Below are 16,133 nucleotides of genomic sequence, written 5' to 3'. Positions count from 1 at the left end.
TTGAGCGTTAATCCGTTGGCGCCCGGAGTGCGGACCTGTTGCACTGCAAGTGACCGGTCGGCCATCGATGAAGGAGAGCAGTAGTGCGCACTGCACGCATGTCCACCCAAGAAGGAATGACCCCCTCTTCGAAGGACATGACGCTTCGTGCACTTGCTCAACCTCGGGATTCTCGCCCATGTCGACGCCGGTAAGACCAGCCTGACCGAGCGGCTGCTGCACTCGGTCGGGGTGATCGACGAGATCGGCAGCGTCGACGCCGGCAGTACGCGGACCGACACCCTCGCGCTGGAGCGCCGGCGCGGCATCACCATCAAGTCGGCCGTCGTCTCGTTCGCGGTCGACGACATCACCGTCAACCTCATCGACACCCCCGGCCACCCTGACTTCATCGCCGAGGTGGAGCGCGTCCTCGGCGTGCTCGACGGGGCCGTGCTCGTCGTCTCGGCCGTCGAGGGCGTCCAGGCACAGACCCGCGTCCTGATGCGGACGCTCCAGCGGCTGCGCATCCCCACGCTGATCTTCGTCAACAAGATCGACCGACGCGGGGCACGGTACGAGGGTGTCCTCGACGCCCTCGCCGAACGGCTCACGCCCGCGATCGTCCCGATGGGCCGAGCCGTGGAACTCGGCATGCGTAAGGCGGCGTTCGTGCCCGGCGCGGTGACGGCCGACGTCCTCGCCGACCACGACGACGAGTTGCTCGCCGCGTACGTCGACGGGACTCTCGCGGCCGATCGGCTGCGGGCCGCGCTCGTCGCCCAGACCCGGCAGGCCCTCGTCCACCCGGTGTACTTCGGCTCGGCCGTCACCGGCGCCGGAGTGCCCGAACTGATCGACGGGATCAAGGACTTGCTGCCCGCCGCCGACGGCGACCCCGAAGGGCCCGTCTCCGGCAGCGTGTTCAAGGTCGAGCGGGGTCCGGCGGGGGAGAAGGTCGCGTACGCGCGGCTGTTCTCCGGCACCCTGCGCACCCGTGACCGTGTTCCCTTCGGTCCCGGGCGCGAGGAGGGCCGGGTCACCGCGGTCAGCGTCTTCGACCACGGGACGGACGTCCGTGCCGACGCGGTCCCGGCCGGCCGGATCGCGCGGCTGTGGGGGCTCGGGAACATCCGCATCGGCGACACGATCGGCGAACCCCGCAAACGGCACGGCCACTTCTTCTCCCCGCCCACCCTGGAGACCGTCGTCGTCCCCGGCCCCGGCACCGATCGCAGGGCCCTGCACCAGGCCCTCACCCAGCTCGCCGAGCAGGACCCGCTCATCGACCTGCGCCACGACGAGGTACGCCAGGAGCTCTCCGTCTCTCTCTACGGCGAGGTCCAGAAGGAGGTCATCGAGGCCACCCTCGCCGAGGAGTTCGGGCTCGCCGTCGGCTTCCGGGAGACGACGCCGCTGTGCGTCGAACGCCCCGTGGGGACGGGCGCCGCCGCCGAGTTCATCAAGAAGGACGCCAACCCCTTCCTCGCCACGGTCGGTCTGCGCGTCGACCCCGCCCCGCCCGGCACCGGCGTCACCTTCGGCCTGGAGGTGGAGCTGGGCGCGATGCCGTACGCCTTCTTCCGGGCGGTCGAGGACACCGTCCGCGAGACCCTCGCCCAGGGGCTGCACGGCTGGCAGGTAGCCGACTGCGCGGTCACCATGACCCACTCCGGCTACTGGCCCCGGCAGAGCCACGCCCACCAGGGCTTCGACAAGAGCATGTCCAGCACCGGCGCCGACTTCCGCGGTCTGACCCCGCTGGTCCTCGCCGAGGCGCTGCGCCTGGCGGGCACGCGGGTGTACGAACCGATGCACCGGTTCCGCCTGGAGGCCCCGGCGGACACGCTGGGGGCGCTGCTGCCGGTGCTGTCCGCGGCGCGCGCGGTGCCGGAGACGACCGAGACGCGGGGCGCGCTGTGCGTGCTGGAGGGCGTGGTCCCGGCGGCCCGGGTGCACGGCCTCGAACAGCGGCTGCCCGGGCTGACCCGCGGCGAGGCCGAGTGGGAGAGCGCCTTCGAGGACTACGCGCCGGTGGCGGGCGGGGACGACGTCCCCGAGCGTCCGCGGACCGACCACAACCCGCTCAACCGCAAGGAGTACCTGCTGAACGTAACGGGCCGAAGGGGTTAGTGGGGTCAAAGAGCCGAGAAAACCTGAGACTTACTCATGAGTCAGAAGGTATTGACGGTGTCCTGATATCACCGGACTGTAGTGAACATGCCGAATTTCCGGGCCCGTCTGCTGGTTGTTCTGGTTGTCCTCTGCGGACTCTGCGGTTTCCTCACGGTGGCGGGCTCCCCGTCCGCCACCGCGGCCACCGTCCCCGACTCCCTCTCCTTCGACGGCACGGCACTCACGGTGTCCGGCGGTCGATTCGTGGACGCGAACGGCCGCGAGGTCGTGCTGCGCGGCTACAACGTCTCCGGCGAGACCAAGCTCGCCGAGAACCACGGCCTGCCCTTCGCCTCGGTCGCCGACGCCCAGAAGTCGGCGAAGGCCCTGCGCGCCCTCGGCGGCGGCAACTCCGTCCGCTTCCTGCTCTCCTGGGCCTACGCCGAACCGGTGCAGGGCCAGGTCGACACCGCGTATCTGGCCGCCGCCACCGCCCAGATGCGCGCCTTCCTCGACGCGGGCATCCGCGTCTACCCCGACTTCCACCAGGACCTGTACTCCCGGTACCTCTTCGACGAGGACAGCTGGTACACCGGCGACGGCGCCCCCAAGTGGGCGGTGGACCTGGGGAGTTACCCCGACGAGTCGTGCGGGATCTGCTTCCTGTGGGGCCAGAACATCACCCAGAACGGTGCGGTGAAGGCCGCCCAGTACGACTTCTGGCACAACGCCCACGGCCTCCAGGACGCCTTCCTCACCACGGCCCAGAAGGTCATGGCGTACATCAAACAGAACGTCAGCACCGAGGAGTTCGCCGGCGTCCTCGGCTTCGACCCCTACAACGAGCCGTACGCCGGCACCTACGACTCCGGCCAGGCCAGCCGCAGTTGGGAACGCGACCTGCTGTGGCCGTTCTACGTGAAGTTCCGGGCCCGCATGGACGCGGCCGGCTGGCAGGACAAGCCCGCCCTCGTCGAGCCCAACCTCTTCTGGAACGGCAACGTCAGCAAGGAGGAGGGCGGTCTCCTCGACGCGGGCAGCATCGGCTCCCGGTACGTCTTCAACACCCACTTCTATGACCAGAAGGCCATCTCCGGCATCCTGATGTGGGGCAACGCCTCGGACGGCCAGTACGTGAGCGACTTCGGCACCGTCCGCGACCGCGCCGCGGCGCTCGGCACCACGGCCGTCGTCAGCGAGTTCGGCCACCCGCTCAACGGCTCCACGGCGGGCAAGGCGCCGACCGTCCTCAAGGCCATGTACCAGGCCCTGGACTCCCGGGTGAAGGGCGCCAACTGGTGGACCTCGCCCGCAGGTTCGGGTCCGGTCCTGTCCGGTTCGCAGTGGCAGTGGGACATCTACAACGGCCGCCACAGCGAGCTGATGAACGGCAACCCCGACAAGGTGCAGACCAGCGGGGACGCCTGGAACGACGAGGACCTGTCCGCCGTACGCCTCGACGACAACGGGGTGGTGACGCTTCGTCAGGACGCCAGGCTCCTGGACCGCCTCTACCCGAGCGCGACCTCCGGCAGCACCCTCGCCTTCACCTACGAGGACCGCTCCCGCGACGGCTCCACGACCCTGACCTGGAACCCGGTGCCGAGTTCGCTGCCGAACGTGTCCTCGCTGGTGGGCTCAGGGCAGTACGGGCTGCTGGTGTGGCGCTCGGGCAGCGGCACGGCTCCCACGGAACTCCACCTGCCCGCCTCCTTCCCGACCGCGACGACCACGGTGGTCTCCGACCTGGGCACGGCGTACGCTCCGCCGGCCTATACGTCGTCCGCCCCGATCGGCACAGCCCCGGAACCCGGCGGCACGGGCAGCCGACGACTGCTGCTCACCGACTCGGACTCCGGGACCCTGCACTATGCGCTGGTCACCAACGGGGCGACCGCGCCCTCGGCGACCGTGCTGAACGCGGCCAAGGCCGAGCTTGCGACTTGGATGGCGTCGAAGTTCAGCTGAGAAGGTTGTGTGTCGGGTGCGGGTTCGACAACTGGTCCGGCCTCAAGGGGCGCGGGGAACTGCGCGACAAGCCACGACGCACCCCGCACCCGACACACGACCGCACCGCCCCTCAGGACGCCGGGCTCGTCCAGTTCGCCGCGACATGGCCGAGCCGCACCCGCTGGGGGTGGTCGCCGACCGGGACGGACACCGTCTTCTGACCCGTGGCGAAGTCGATCGCCGTGACCTGGTCGGCGCCGCTCTCGGAGATGACGCAGCTCTTGCCGTCGCCGCTGACCGTCGCCCAGTACGGCTTCGACGCGGTGACCAGCGGCCCCTCCTGGAGCGTGGAGCGGTTGACGACGGTCGCGTAGTCGTCCATCGTGCCCGCGACGCACAGCTTGGAGCCGTCCGGGCTCATCGACAGCCCGTGGTGACGAGAGTCGTTGACGTACGTGGTGCGGTCGTCGCTGGTCGCGGGGTTCTTCGGCAGGGTCTTCATCCGGGTGATCTTGTCCGTGGCGAGGTCGTACTCGAAGAAGCCGTTGAAGAACGACACCTGGAAGTACAGCTTGGACTCGTCCGGCGAGAACACGGCCGGGCGCACCGCGTCGGAGTAGTCGGTGAGGCCGAGCGCGTCCAGCTTCGGCCGCATGTCGATCGTCCTGACCTGCTGGTACGTCGTCGCGTCGACGACCGTGATGTGCCGGTCGCCCTTCGTCCAGTCCAGCCACGGGGCGTCGGTGTCCGTGTTCACGTCACCGATCGCCATGTTGTAGATGTACTTGCCGTCCTTGGTGAAGATGTTCTCGTGCGGCTTGTCGCCGGTGGCGAACTTGCCGACCTGCTTGCCGGTGTTGATGTCGAGGACGTGCACGGTGTTCGCGGTCGAGGCGGACACCGCGACCCGGGTGCCGTCGGGGGAGACCGCCATGTGGTCGGAGCGGTAACCCGACACCGGGAAGCGCCAGTTGATGGCTCCGGTGGCCAGGTTGATCGACACGACGTCGGCGAAGCTCGGCCGGGAGACGACGACCGAGGCGCCGTCCGGCGTGGTGTACATGTCGTCGACGAACTGGTCGTGGCCCTCGCCGACGCCGTTGCGGATCGCCATGAAGTAGATCCACTTGATCGGATCGGCGTTGATCTCCGCCATCCGCGCGTCCTTGTCGGGGATGACGTTGATCCGGCCGACCTTGGCCAGACTTCCGGTGGACTGCAGGACGTCGGCGGTGCCGTCCCAGTTGTTGCCGACGAACAGCACCTCGCGCAGGGCGGCGGCGTCGGCCGCGGAGGCGGCGGTCGCCGGGACGGTGGCGGTCAGGGCGACGGCGGCGGCCAGGGCGCACAGATGCCGGGTTCTGAAGGCAGGCATGACGGCTCTCTCCTCTGAGTGGGGTTCATGAGTAGGACATGCCAAAGCGCGGCTCGAAAGGTGGACTCGGAAACTGAACACGGATGCTTTCAGAGTCAACTTACTGAAAAGTAAGGAAGAGGCGCCCTGTCCACAAGACTGCGTGCACGACAAAATTGGCGAGCCAGTGGACGATCAACGGAGGTGACCGTGGCGGGCAGGCTCAAGGCGCCCACCGGCCGCTACGGCGGCAAGACCGCGGAGGAACGGCAGGCGGAACGGCGCCGCCGTTTCCTGGACGCCGCGCTGCAACTGTTCGGCGACACGCCGGGCTACCGCAACACGACCGTCGCCGCGCTCAGCGAGGCGGCCGGCCTGTCCACGCGCCAGTTCTACGAGGAGTTCCGCACCCTGGAGGACGTCCTCGCCGCGCTGCACCTCCAGGTCAACGGCTGGGCGGAGGAGGCGGTGCTGACGGCGGTGGCCGACGCGGAGGCGCTGCCGCTGGCTGAACGGGTCGCGGCGATCTTCCGGGCGTACGCCGCGAACGTCACCGGTGACGCGCGCCGTATCCGCATCACGTTCGTCGAGATCATCGGGGTCAGCCCGCGGCTGGAGGAACAGCGGCTGGCTCGGCGGGCGCGGTGGGTGGACCTGGTGTGCGCGGAGGCGGGGGCGGCGGTGGCGCGGGGGGAGGCGGTGCCCCGGGACTACCGGTTGCCGGCGACGGCGTTCATCGGGGCCGTGAACGGGTTGCTCCATGACTGGAGCTCGGGGTGGGTGGACGCTTCGCTGGATGAGGTGGTGGAGGAATTGGTGCGGCAGTTGCTGGGGATACTGCAGCCGCCGGGGTGGGGCCCGGCGACTGCCTGAGGGTGTCGCTGCCTCCTAGGGCAGCCGGACGTCGAAACCCTGTGGGGTCGGCGTGGTGTGGAAGCCGATGCTCTCCACGGCGAGTTTCAGCTTCCCCTTCCCCTTGTCGCGGCGGAACCGGCTGTACGCCTCCATCCCGAACAGCGTCTGCAGGGCCTTGCCCAACTCCAGCGAAGTCAGCGGGGACTGCTGGCGCTCGGCCTCCTTGAGCAGGTCCAGGATGGCCTTCTGGAAGTCCTCCGGACCGCCGCGTCCCTGCCGGCGGCCCGCGAGTGAGCGCAGGACGGCCGGATCGACCCGGTAGGGCGTCGGGGCGGTCGCGGCCGCCGCGGGTGCGTGGACCGGCTCGTCCGGCTGGGGTTCCGGTTCGGGATCCGGCGCCGCGGCAGCCGACGTGGCGACCGGCCTCGACGCGCTCAGGAACCTCCTGGCCGGCTCCGCGTTGGTCAGTGCGTCGGGGGTCTCGCCGGGGTAGGTGGGCTCCCAGGCGCGCAGCCCCTCGTAGCTGAAACCGAGATAGAACTCGACGGGCTTCTCGACGTCACGGGTCTGCCGGAACCTGTTCCGCGGGGTGAAGAACGCCGGCAGCTTCCCGTGCCGGACCCTGAGCCGTCCGGACTGGGGACTCTTGATCTCCGTGATGATCCCCTCGACACGTGCCAGTTCCTGCGGCCGGCTCCAGAACCCGGTGGGCCCGGTCCGCTGCTGGCCCATCTCGCTGAAGTGCACGAGGGGATGGGCGCGAGTGGCGTTGCCGAGCCACTCGAAGCTCCACTGCCTGCGGTGTTGTCGGCTCAGCCGCGTGGACTCCTCCAGGTAGTAGCGAACGCGCTCCTCGTCCCGTGCATCGCCCCGGTACCAGATGAGGAAGTGCAGGATGTAGAGGTAGTAGTTCGCGTCCAGGCTGTTGCGCTGCGAGGCGAACCACGAAAGCCGTTCCAGCGCGCGCGTCTCGGAGTACTCGGGCAGCCTGCGGTAGGACTGGAACCAGAGCCGGAGGTCCGCGTCGGTGGCCTGGCCGCTGTCGACCGTCCCCTCGGTCATCTCGGCGATGGTCCGCGCGTGTTCCTCGGTCACCTCCGACCAGTCCCGCCCGGCCTTGGCGTACAAGGTGCGGGCGATGGCGAGGCCGACCTCGTGACTGTCCGTCCCCCGGCGGCGCAGGTCCTGCCACTGCTCGACCAGCCGCTCGACATCGCCGTAGAGCGAGGTCAACTGGTTGTCGAGCTTCTGGTAGTACCGGCCCTCGGCGTTGATGTTGCGGAGGTTGTCGAGCAGTTCCTCGGCCCGCCCGATCTGCTCGGTCACCCAGACCGCCGAGGGGTCGTCGCTGTCCATGAACTCGGCGAGGCTCTGGTGGCCCGAAGCCTTCCAGACCCGCTCGACGACGGTGGCGATGAGCTGGATGGGAGTGGACCAGGTGAATTCGGTGTTCTTGTACCTGGCGGCGTCGGTGAAGGCCTCCATCGCACGGTTGAACAGCGGCTCGACGGTGGTGAGCAGTTCCTGCGGTGTGTGCCGGTCGCCGTCTCTGAGGATCTCGTCGAGCGTGTTCTCGATCCAGAAGCGACGCACCATGCCCAGGGTGTGGAGATGAGTGGCGTCACGGCCCTTGGACTTGTCCACGGCGGTCTGCACGAACCGCTCGGCCTGGCCGAAGTCCGTCTTCTGCCGGTAGATGGCGAAACGGCCGCGGTGGTTCCAGAAATGCGCGTTCTCGGGACACCGAATGGTCAGCGCCTCGAACACGCGTGTGCCGCCGTCTGTCTCCATTTTCTCGATGAGCTCGGAGAAGTCGTACGGCCGCCCGTCCCCGGACATGTTGGCACGCCGGATGAACAGCTCGTTCAGGAGGTGGTAGGTCGTACTGTTGGCGGAGCCGAGCAATTCGGTGGTCTTGTTGATGAATTCCACCGCGATGTTACTGAGGCTGTGCTGTTCGCCGTCCAGTTCGCCGTGCAGGACGAAGTCCGCGATGAGCGGGTGCAGCAGCCTGAGCGCACCCCGCTCCGCGACGACGAGATGACGGAGGTCGGGACCGAGGAGCTCGCTGAGCTGGGTCTCGTTGAGAGGCGAGTACACCGGCCGCTCGGGGCGCATCCAGGCGTCGACCATCACGATCGGCAGGCCGAGTTCCTGGCCGTAGCGGGTCAGCAGCGCGAGATGGCGGGCGAGCACCTTCTGCTGCCGGGTCAGTCGGGTGAAGTGGTTCTGGACGTACGAGGCGATGCCCTCGAACTGCTCCTGGTAGACGCACAGCCCGAAGAAGAACGGCGAGAGTTTCTGCGCCGCCACATCGTCCGTGGCTCCCTCGGCCAAGCCGTCCAGGAGTCGGCGGGCGTGGTCGGTGGTCGCGCGCTCCCGGAACTTCTTGAGGAAGCGGCGGCGCTCGTTGCCGTGCAGGGGGTCGAGCAGTTTGTGCGGCGTTCCGCCCCTGCGGACGTTCGTCCGGTTCACCCACAACAACACGGCCCGGGTGTTGCGCTGGGCCAGGGAGTGGACCAGTTCGTCCCGGTCGTATTCGGGCAGTATGGCCGACTCTGCGACGACGAGTGTCGTGGAGCCTGTCTCCTGGTAGATCTCGTCGATGCGGTCGGCCGTGGTGTCCGAGTACGAGCGCAGGAGCACCGTCGGATGGCCGCGGTGCAGGTTCCAAGCGACGCGACGGGCCAGCGTCGTGCCGCCCGAGCCAGGAGAGTGGTCGAGGCGGACGGTGGCGAGCTGGTGGTCCCTGAGCCGCTCGATGATGTCGTTGACCAGCTCCTTGTACGCGTCCCGCTCGACGTCGACGGGGACTTCCAGCTCCTGCCAGGTGGGCGGCCGGCCACGCCAGAACTCGTCGCTGACCTGTTCGGCGGCGGGATCGCCGCTGGAGAGGATCTCGGAGTGCAGGACCTCCAGGTCGACCGAGAGGCGCTGCAGGTCGGACCACTTCAGCGCCCAGCGGCGTCCGGCGGGGCCGGGCAGCGACGGCGAGGTGGCACCGGTGTCCGGCGGCAGGGATTCGGCGACGACGGTGAGGAACGCGTCGATGTCTATGCCGTTGTGGGCGGGAGCCTCGGCGAGGTCGAGCCGTTCGGCGATGCCGTCGTAGCGCTCGTCGATGTAGTCGAGGACGCGGTCGATCTCCCGGTCCCGATTCCCGGAGCGCAGCACCAGGACCGCGGCGGACTGGTGCGGGGTGCCGTCGTGCGTGTTGTCGATCAACTGCCGTACGCGCTGCAGATGACCGCGTCGGCGCCACTGGTCGTCGGTCTCGGCGGCGTCCTCGTCGTGACTCTCCCAGCCGTTGGCCATCAGCCAGTTGGTCGCGTTGGCCGGTGAGACCTCCCCGCTGTTCTCACCGAAGACGCTGACATGGCGTCGCTCCTCCAGACCGGGGAGGACGATGCTGGACAGGCCCTCGTCGTCGCTTCTCGGGTCGAGGTCGATCACGGCCGCCCAGCCGCAGTGGGCGAGAGCGGCCAGCGCCGGTTTGGCGGCCACGGAGTCGGCGACCAGGAACAGGTCCATGCCGCCGTGCGTCTCCCGGAAGGGTCTCCAACGGCGCAGGGACTCCTGGGCGGTGACCCGGATCGCGCCGGCGTTGGTCGCCAGGCCGACATTGCTGATCCGGCCCTCCTTGGCGATGTCGATCCACACCTCGGGGTGGCGGCTGCGCAGCAGGAGCCGTGTCGCCCAGCTGGCGCTCGCCAGCGCGGCACGCCGCAGGGGCATGCTGTCGAGCGGCTTGGCGGCGTAGTTGAGACCGGCCGCGATCCGGGCCATGAGCAGCTGCTGCTGCCAGACGTCGGGCCGTCTCTCCTCGTGGGTGGTCAGGACACGCTGTGCCTCCTGCCTCATGCTGCGCAGCAGGGTGAGCAAGGCCTTGTCGCTGAGGTCGAGGTCGACGGGGACGGTCAAGGCCTCGTTGTCGAGCCGGGCCAGCAGCGGGAGGGCCCGGCCGCTGCTGGACCGGGTGAGCCCGAACAGCAGTGCCGACAGCTCCAGGTAGGCGTGGTCGTACAGAAGCGGTGCGGGGGCGTCCCAGTTGACGTCGATGAGCCAGTACTCGAGGTCCCTGGTCAGACGGGAGCCCCGGACCATGACGTTGCGCAGGTGCAGATCGCCGTGGGCGGGACCGCGGAAGCAGGCCAGGTCGCGTTCGGCCAGACCGAATCGGGGTTCGAGGAGGACGAGCGGATTCGGGAGCAGCTCGCCCTCGTGGAGGAAGGCACGGCCCCCGTCGCAGAGTTCGGCGAGCACTTCACGCACCCGTGCGCCGCGCTGGTCCTCGGGGAAGTCGCTGCCGAGCCACTCGCGCAGCACCGATCCGACGGTCGCCGTGTAGTCCGGCTGCCCTGCGACGGCGAGTTGGGCCTCCAGGAGCTCACCGGCGACGCGGGCGCAGATCTCCTCGCGGTCCTCCACGTCGACGTGTTCGGCCGAGCGCAGCAGGTTCAGGGCGAGCCCGGCGATGTCGTAGATGTCGACGCCGATGCCGGACTCCTGCACCGACTCGACGAGGCGCGGGACGCGGTCGTGGCCATATCCGCCGAGGCCTGTCACGAAGGCGTTGTGGGCGGTGGCCTGGGGCTCGCCGGTGGAGAACCCGGCCTTGAAGATGTACTGCCCCTTGAGCACGCCACTGCTGGTGGGGGGTGTCTGGCTGATGTCGCACAGCATGACGCGGGCGGCCGTGTAGCCACCCGCGAGGGATTTGACGAAGGTCACGGTACTGGACTGCGGTAAGTGACCCTGCAGCAGTGCCCGTGCGGATTTCAGCAGGTCGCGGCCGGGTCCCCCGTCGCTCTGCACCGAGTCGCGGTTCATGTCGGAAGGGTACAGATCTGTTCTGGGTTGTACATCCGTCGCGACAGAATCTGTCCCAACGACTGTCTCGGCGGCCCGAGTTGGCGGATGCTGTCCCGCACGTGCCGCCGACGTTCCGGGGGCGGGGGATGCTGATGAGGAGGGCGGGACGGTGGAGGCACTGCTCGTCGCGGTCGTAGGTGTCTGCGGGACGCTCAGCGCGGCCTGGCTGACCCAGCGCAGCGCGGCACGGTCGCTGGCGGCCGAACGGCACAACGCCGAGAGACTGCGTCAGCATGAGGAGACGGCGCGGGCCCAGGAGCGGGTGCAGCAACTGCGACTGACGAGCTACGTCGCGCTGAACCAGTGCGCCCGCCACTACTTCGGGGCGTTGAACAACAGCCTGCACGCGCTGCCGGAGCGTGCGGAACACCTCGATGAACTGCAGGAGACGCGCTCCGAGTACCGGGCCTGCTATGCGGAGGCCCAGATGGTGGTGCCGGACCAGGTGCTGGCGGTCGCCTCGGCCGTCAACCGGGAGCTGAACCAGGCGTACGGAATCCTCAGGCGGCTGCACGGCGGGACTCTTCGGGACGCGGACAGTGCCGAACAGGCGCGAGCGCATCTGGACGCCGCACGCCGCCTCCTGCACGACCTGCGCCGTGAGATGCGCCTCGACCTCGGGATCACCCAGGTGGTCGACGGATCACCCCAGTGACCGTGGAGCCGGTCAGCTGCGACACAATCGGCTGATCGCCGCCACCACCGGGCCCACTCCGTCCTCACTCCGGATCCGCTCGCCCAGCGCCCGTGCCCGCTTCCCGTGTTCCCCGTCCCGCGTCACCTGGACCAGCGCCGCGCCGAGCGTGTCGGCGGTCAGACGGCGCAGCGGTACCGCGCGAGGAGCCACCCCAAGTCTGACCAGGCGTTCCGACCAGAAGCCAGCGTCGAACTGGATCGGTACCGGCACCGCGGGCACCCCGGCGCGTAGTCCCGCCCCGGTCGTGCCCGCGCCCGCGTGATGGACCACCGCGGCCATGTGGGGGAACAGCGCCGAGTGGGCGATCTCGTCGATCGTCAGCATGTCGTCGCCCTCGGCCGCCAGGCCCGCCCAGCCTCGCTGGAACACGCCGCGTACCCCGGCCCGGCGCAGGGCTCGGACGATCTCGGTGCTGAGGTGTTCGGGGTCGGGGACCGTGGCGCTGCCGAGGCCGACGAAGACGGGTGGCGGGCCGGCGTCGAGGAAGTCCCGCACCTCCCGGGGGAGTTCGGTGGAGACGTCGTACGGCCACCAGTAGCCCGCCACGTCCAGGCCGGGGCGCCAGTCGTGGGGGCGGGTCACCACCAGGGGGCTGAAGCCGTGCTGGACGGGCCAGTTGCGGCGCTCCCGGCGGCGCAGGGCAGCGGCGCTTCCGACTCGGCCCAGGCCCAGGCGGGTGCGCAGCTCGGGGACGACCGATGAGAAGACGTGCTCGATGGCGAGGCCCACGCCGTGTCCGGCCGCGCGGTTGCCGAGCGCGCCCCAGGAGCCGCCGCCCAGCATGGGTGGGGCGAACTCCCTTGTCGTGGCGACCGGTTGGAGGCTGAGGCCGAGGGTCGGCAGGGACAGGCCCTCGCCGATGGTGTGGCCGAGCGGGGCGAGGGAGGCCGAGAGGAGGAGGATGTCGGCGGCGCGGGCCGCCGTCAGCAGGTCGTCGGCCATCGTGCCCGCCAGCGCCCGTGCCATCGAGACCGCTCGCAGCAGCTTCCCGGGGCCGGTGGCGCTGCGGTGCAGACCCTTGCCGCGGTCGGACTCCAGCACGGTGCGGGGGTCGACCGGCAGGGGGTGGAAGCCGAGCCCCGAGCCCGCCACCAAGGGCCTGAAGGAGCCGTGCGTGACCAGGGTGACCTCGTGGCCGGCCCGCAGCAGGCCGTGCCCCAGGCCGGTGAAGGGGGCCACGTCGCCCCGGGATCCCGCCGTCATGATTGCTACGCGCACGAGCGCCAGTATGTCGGGATCACGTCCCGAGCGGGGTGAACGACCCGTGCGAAGCGGCGAGTTCACGCCTGCCGCAGCCGTTGACTTCCGCCTCCCGCGGTTCTACTTTCAGCGCGCGATACGTTCGGGCATTCGATCCTCGTTCGAGATGTCGACCATGCCGGGCGTTCTTCCCCTCCGAAGGAGCCGCATGTTTCCCCCACCCCGCGCGCCCCGCGGCGGACTCGTCCGCCGTACCAGAACCGCCGTCGTACGCGCCGTCGTCCTCGCCCTGACCGCCACGGCCGCCCTGCTCTTCGCCCAGCCCACCCCGGCGCAGGCGGCGACGAGCCGGCAGATCGCCGTGCCCACCGCGCCGATGGGCTGGGCCTCCTGGAACAGCTTCGCCGCAGCCATCGATTACGACGTGATCAAGCAGCAGGTCGACGCGTTCGTGGCGGCGGGGCTGCCGGACGCGGGCTACAAGTACATCAACATCGACGAGGGGTGGTGGCAGGGCACCCGGGACAGTGCCGGGAACATCACCGTCGACGAGTCCGAGTGGCCGGGCGGCATGAAGGCCATCGCCGACTACATCCACAGCAAGGGCCTGAAGGCAGGCATCTACACCGACGCCGGCAAGGACGGCTGCGGCTACTACTACCCGACCGGCCGCCCCGCCGCCCCCGGCTCGGGCAGCGAGGGCCACTACGACCAGGACATGCTCCAGTTCTCGCAGTGGGGCTTCGACTTCGTGAAGGTCGACTGGTGCGGCGGCGACGCGGAAGGGCTCGACGCGGCGACGACGTACAAGTCGATCAGCGACGCCGTGGCCAGGGCGACCGCCACCACCGGGCGTCCGCTCACCCTCTCCATCTGCAACTGGGGCTACCAGAACACCTGGAACTGGGCCCCGGGGCTCGCCCCGATGTACCGGACCAGCACCGACATCATCTTCTGGGGCAACAGCCCGTCCCAGACGAACATGCTGTCCAACTTCGACCAGGGCCTGCACCCGCTCGCCCAGCACACCGGCTACTACAACGACCCCGACATGCTGATGGTCGGCATGTCCGGCTTCACCGCCGCCCAGAACCGCACCCACATGAACCTGTGGGCCATCTCCGGCGCACCCCTCCTCGCGGGCAACAACCTCGCCACGATGTCCACCGAGACGGCGAACATCCTCAAGAACCCCGAGGTCATCGCCGTCGACCAGGACGCACGCGGCCTCCAGGGCGTCAAGGTCGCCGAGGACAGCACGGGCCTTCAGGTGTACGGCAAGGTCCTGTCCGGCCAGGGCAACCGCGCCGTCGTGCTGATGAACCGCACCGCCTCCGCGCAGAACATCACCGTCCGCTGGTCCGACCTCGGCCTGACCAACGCCAACGCGACCGTCCGTGACCTGTGGGCGCGGGCCGACGTCGGCTCGTACGGCACGAGTTACACCGCTTCTGTCCCGGCGGGCGGCTCCGTGATGCTGACGGTCACCGGCGGCACCGAGCAGTCGGCGAGCACCTACACCGGCACGGCGAGCTTCACCGGCGTGACCGCCGGCAGCACCGGGATCAAGACCGTCGACGTCGCCTACACCAACAACACCGCCGGCGCCCGCACCGCGACCCTCAAGGTCAACGGCCAGGGCTCGACGACCGTCTCCTTCCCGCCCACCGGCTCCTCCCAGGGCACGATCTCGGTCATGGTCGGCCTGTCCAAGGGCTCCTCGAACACGCTGACCTTCACCGGCGCGCCCACGCTCGCCGACATCACCGTCCGCCCCCTGCCCGGCGCGAACAGCACCCTCGTCGTCGGCACGGGCTCCAGCCGCTGCCTCGACGTCTACAACAACACCCTCACCAACGGCACCCAGGCCGAGCTCTGGGACTGCAACGGCGGCCAGAACCAGCAGTGGACGTACACCTCCCGCAAGGAACTCGTGGTGTACGGCAACAAGTGCCTGGACGCCTACAACAGCGGGACGTCCAACGGCACCAAGGTCGTCATCTGGGCCTGCAACGGCCAGAACAACCAGAAGTGGAACGTCAACAGCGACGGCACGATCACCAATGTCAACGCCGGTCTCTGCCTCGACGCCTACAACGCGGCCACGGCCAACGGCACGGCGATGGTGCTGTGGACGTGCAACGGCCAGACCAACCAGAAGTGGACGCAGAGCTAGACCAGACAGAGGGCCAGGGCGCCGACGGCCGCCGCGCAGGCGAGCAGCAAACCCGCCAGCAGTCGTCGGCGCAGCGTCCGGTACCTCGCCTCGTACTCGTCCCGCAGACTCCCGGCCCGCACCGCCGTCTGCTGCCAGGAGGCGCGGGCGAGTGCGAGGTACTCCGCCTCGAAGCGGCGCTCCAGCTCGGCCCGCTGAGTGTCCGTCAGCCAGTGCAGGGGTGCGGTGAGCCGCTCGGCGGCCGTGCGGCCTTCCTGCCGGGTGGCGGCGAGCAGCAGATGGCCCTCGATGTCGTTGACGAACGTGTCCCTCATCGGGCGGTCAACTCCCGTTCCGGCGCCGGGGCGTGGTGCAGGTCGTACGCGGGGGACTCGCTGCGGATACGGGGCAGGGCGAGGAAGTTGTGCCGCGGCGGGGGACAGCTGGTCGCCCACTCCAGAGAACGGCCGTAGCCCCAGGGGTCGTCGGACGCGACCGGCCTGCCGTACTTGGCCGTCTTCCAGACGTTGTAGAAGAACGGCAGGAGCGAGGCGCCGAGCACGAGGGAGAAGATGCTCGACAGGGTGTTGAGGGGCGTCAGGCCCTCCACCGCCAGATAGTCCGGAATCCGGCGCTGCATGCCGTTCACCCCCAGCCAGTGCTGGACGAGGAACGTGCCGTGGAAGCCGACGAACAGCGTCCAGAACGTGATCTTGCCGAGGCGCTCGTCGAGCATCTTGCCGGTGAACTTCGGCCACCAGAAGTGGAAGCCGGAGAACATCGCGAAGACGACGGTGCCGAAGACGACGTAGTGGAAGTGCGCCACGACGAAGTACGAGTCGGAGACCGCGAAGTCGATGGGCGGCGAGGCCAGCATCACTCCCGTCAGGCCACCGAACACGAACGTGACCAGGAAGCCGGTGGCCCAGAGCATAGGTGTCTCGAAGGACAGCGAG

The 16,133-nt window shown here is 69.3% G+C and carries 10 protein-coding genes; 5 read left to right on the top strand and 5 right to left on the bottom strand.

All coding sequences use genetic code 11. The annotated features are described in order from the left end of the window. The first annotated feature begins 147 nt into the window (after nucleotides 1–147). Both IQ210_RS44045 and IQ210_RS44040 read left to right on the top strand, forming a co-directional pair. Entirely contained in the window at nucleotides 148–2,112 is a 1,965-nt protein-coding gene (locus tag IQ210_RS44045) for a GTP-binding protein (protein WP_194084867.1), read from the top strand. Between the two features lie 87 nt (nucleotides 2,113–2,199). Further along, nucleotides 2,200–4,062 carry a glycoside hydrolase family 5 protein gene (locus IQ210_RS44040; protein WP_194084866.1) on the top strand — a complete coding sequence of 621 codons (1,863 nt, stop codon included), beginning with the start codon at nucleotides 2,200–2,202 and terminating at the stop codon, nucleotides 4,060–4,062. 112 nt (nucleotides 4,063–4,174) lie between these two features. Here the strand turns inward: IQ210_RS44040 and IQ210_RS44035 are convergent, their stop codons facing one another. Beyond that, on the bottom strand, nucleotides 4,175–5,419 hold the full coding sequence (locus tag IQ210_RS44035) for a YncE family protein (protein WP_194084865.1): 1,245 nt from the start codon (nucleotides 5,417–5,419) through the stop codon (nucleotides 4,175–4,177). A gap of 189 nt (nucleotides 5,420–5,608) precedes the next feature. On the opposite strand from IQ210_RS44035, the gene IQ210_RS44030 reads away from it, so the two are divergent. Further along, complete coding sequence (locus tag IQ210_RS44030) at nucleotides 5,609–6,271, top strand: TetR/AcrR family transcriptional regulator (RefSeq protein ID WP_194084864.1); 663 nt, start codon at nucleotides 5,609–5,611, stop codon at nucleotides 6,269–6,271. 15 nt (nucleotides 6,272–6,286) lie between these two features. On the opposite strand, the gene IQ210_RS44025 is transcribed toward IQ210_RS44030, so the two are convergent. After that, nucleotides 6,287–11,083, bottom strand: coding sequence for a P-loop NTPase (locus tag IQ210_RS44025; protein WP_194084863.1), 4,797 nt, complete (start codon nucleotides 11,081–11,083; stop codon nucleotides 6,287–6,289). Between the two features lie 151 nt (nucleotides 11,084–11,234). On the opposite strand from IQ210_RS44025, the gene IQ210_RS44020 reads away from it, so the two are divergent. Further along, nucleotides 11,235–11,780 carry a hypothetical protein gene (locus IQ210_RS44020; protein WP_194084862.1) on the top strand — a complete coding sequence of 182 codons (546 nt, stop codon included), beginning with the start codon at nucleotides 11,235–11,237 and terminating at the stop codon, nucleotides 11,778–11,780. 12 nt (nucleotides 11,781–11,792) lie between these two features. On the opposite strand, the gene IQ210_RS44015 is transcribed toward IQ210_RS44020, so the two are convergent. Beyond that, nucleotides 11,793–13,025, bottom strand: a complete 1,233-nt coding sequence (locus tag IQ210_RS44015) for a glycosyltransferase (RefSeq protein WP_194084946.1) — start codon at nucleotides 13,023–13,025, stop codon at nucleotides 11,793–11,795. Between the two features lie 205 nt (nucleotides 13,026–13,230). Here IQ210_RS44015 and IQ210_RS44010 point away from each other — a divergent pair, with 205 nt between their 5' ends. Then, a complete protein-coding gene (locus IQ210_RS44010; RefSeq protein WP_194084861.1) occupies nucleotides 13,231–15,198 on the top strand; it encodes a ricin-type beta-trefoil lectin domain protein in 1,968 nt (655 codons plus the stop codon). Here the strand turns inward: IQ210_RS44010 and IQ210_RS44005 are convergent. Next, nucleotides 15,195–15,512 (bottom strand): hypothetical protein, encoded by a 318-nt coding sequence (locus IQ210_RS44005; protein WP_194084860.1) that lies wholly within the window; start codon nucleotides 15,510–15,512, stop codon nucleotides 15,195–15,197. The two genes, IQ210_RS44010 and IQ210_RS44005, sit on opposite strands and share 4 nt — an antisense overlap. Beyond that, nucleotides 15,509–16,133 (bottom strand): cytochrome c oxidase subunit I (locus IQ210_RS44000; protein ID WP_194084859.1); only part of this gene is annotated, 625 nt, incomplete at its 5' end. The genes IQ210_RS44000 and IQ210_RS44005, both read right to left, overlap by 4 nt.

This window comes from Streptomyces justiciae, assembly GCF_015163075.1.
Taxonomy (GTDB): domain Bacteria; phylum Actinomycetota; class Actinomycetes; order Streptomycetales; family Streptomycetaceae; genus Streptomyces; species Streptomyces justiciae.
This window is presented reverse-complemented; position numbering and strand designations above follow the sequence as displayed.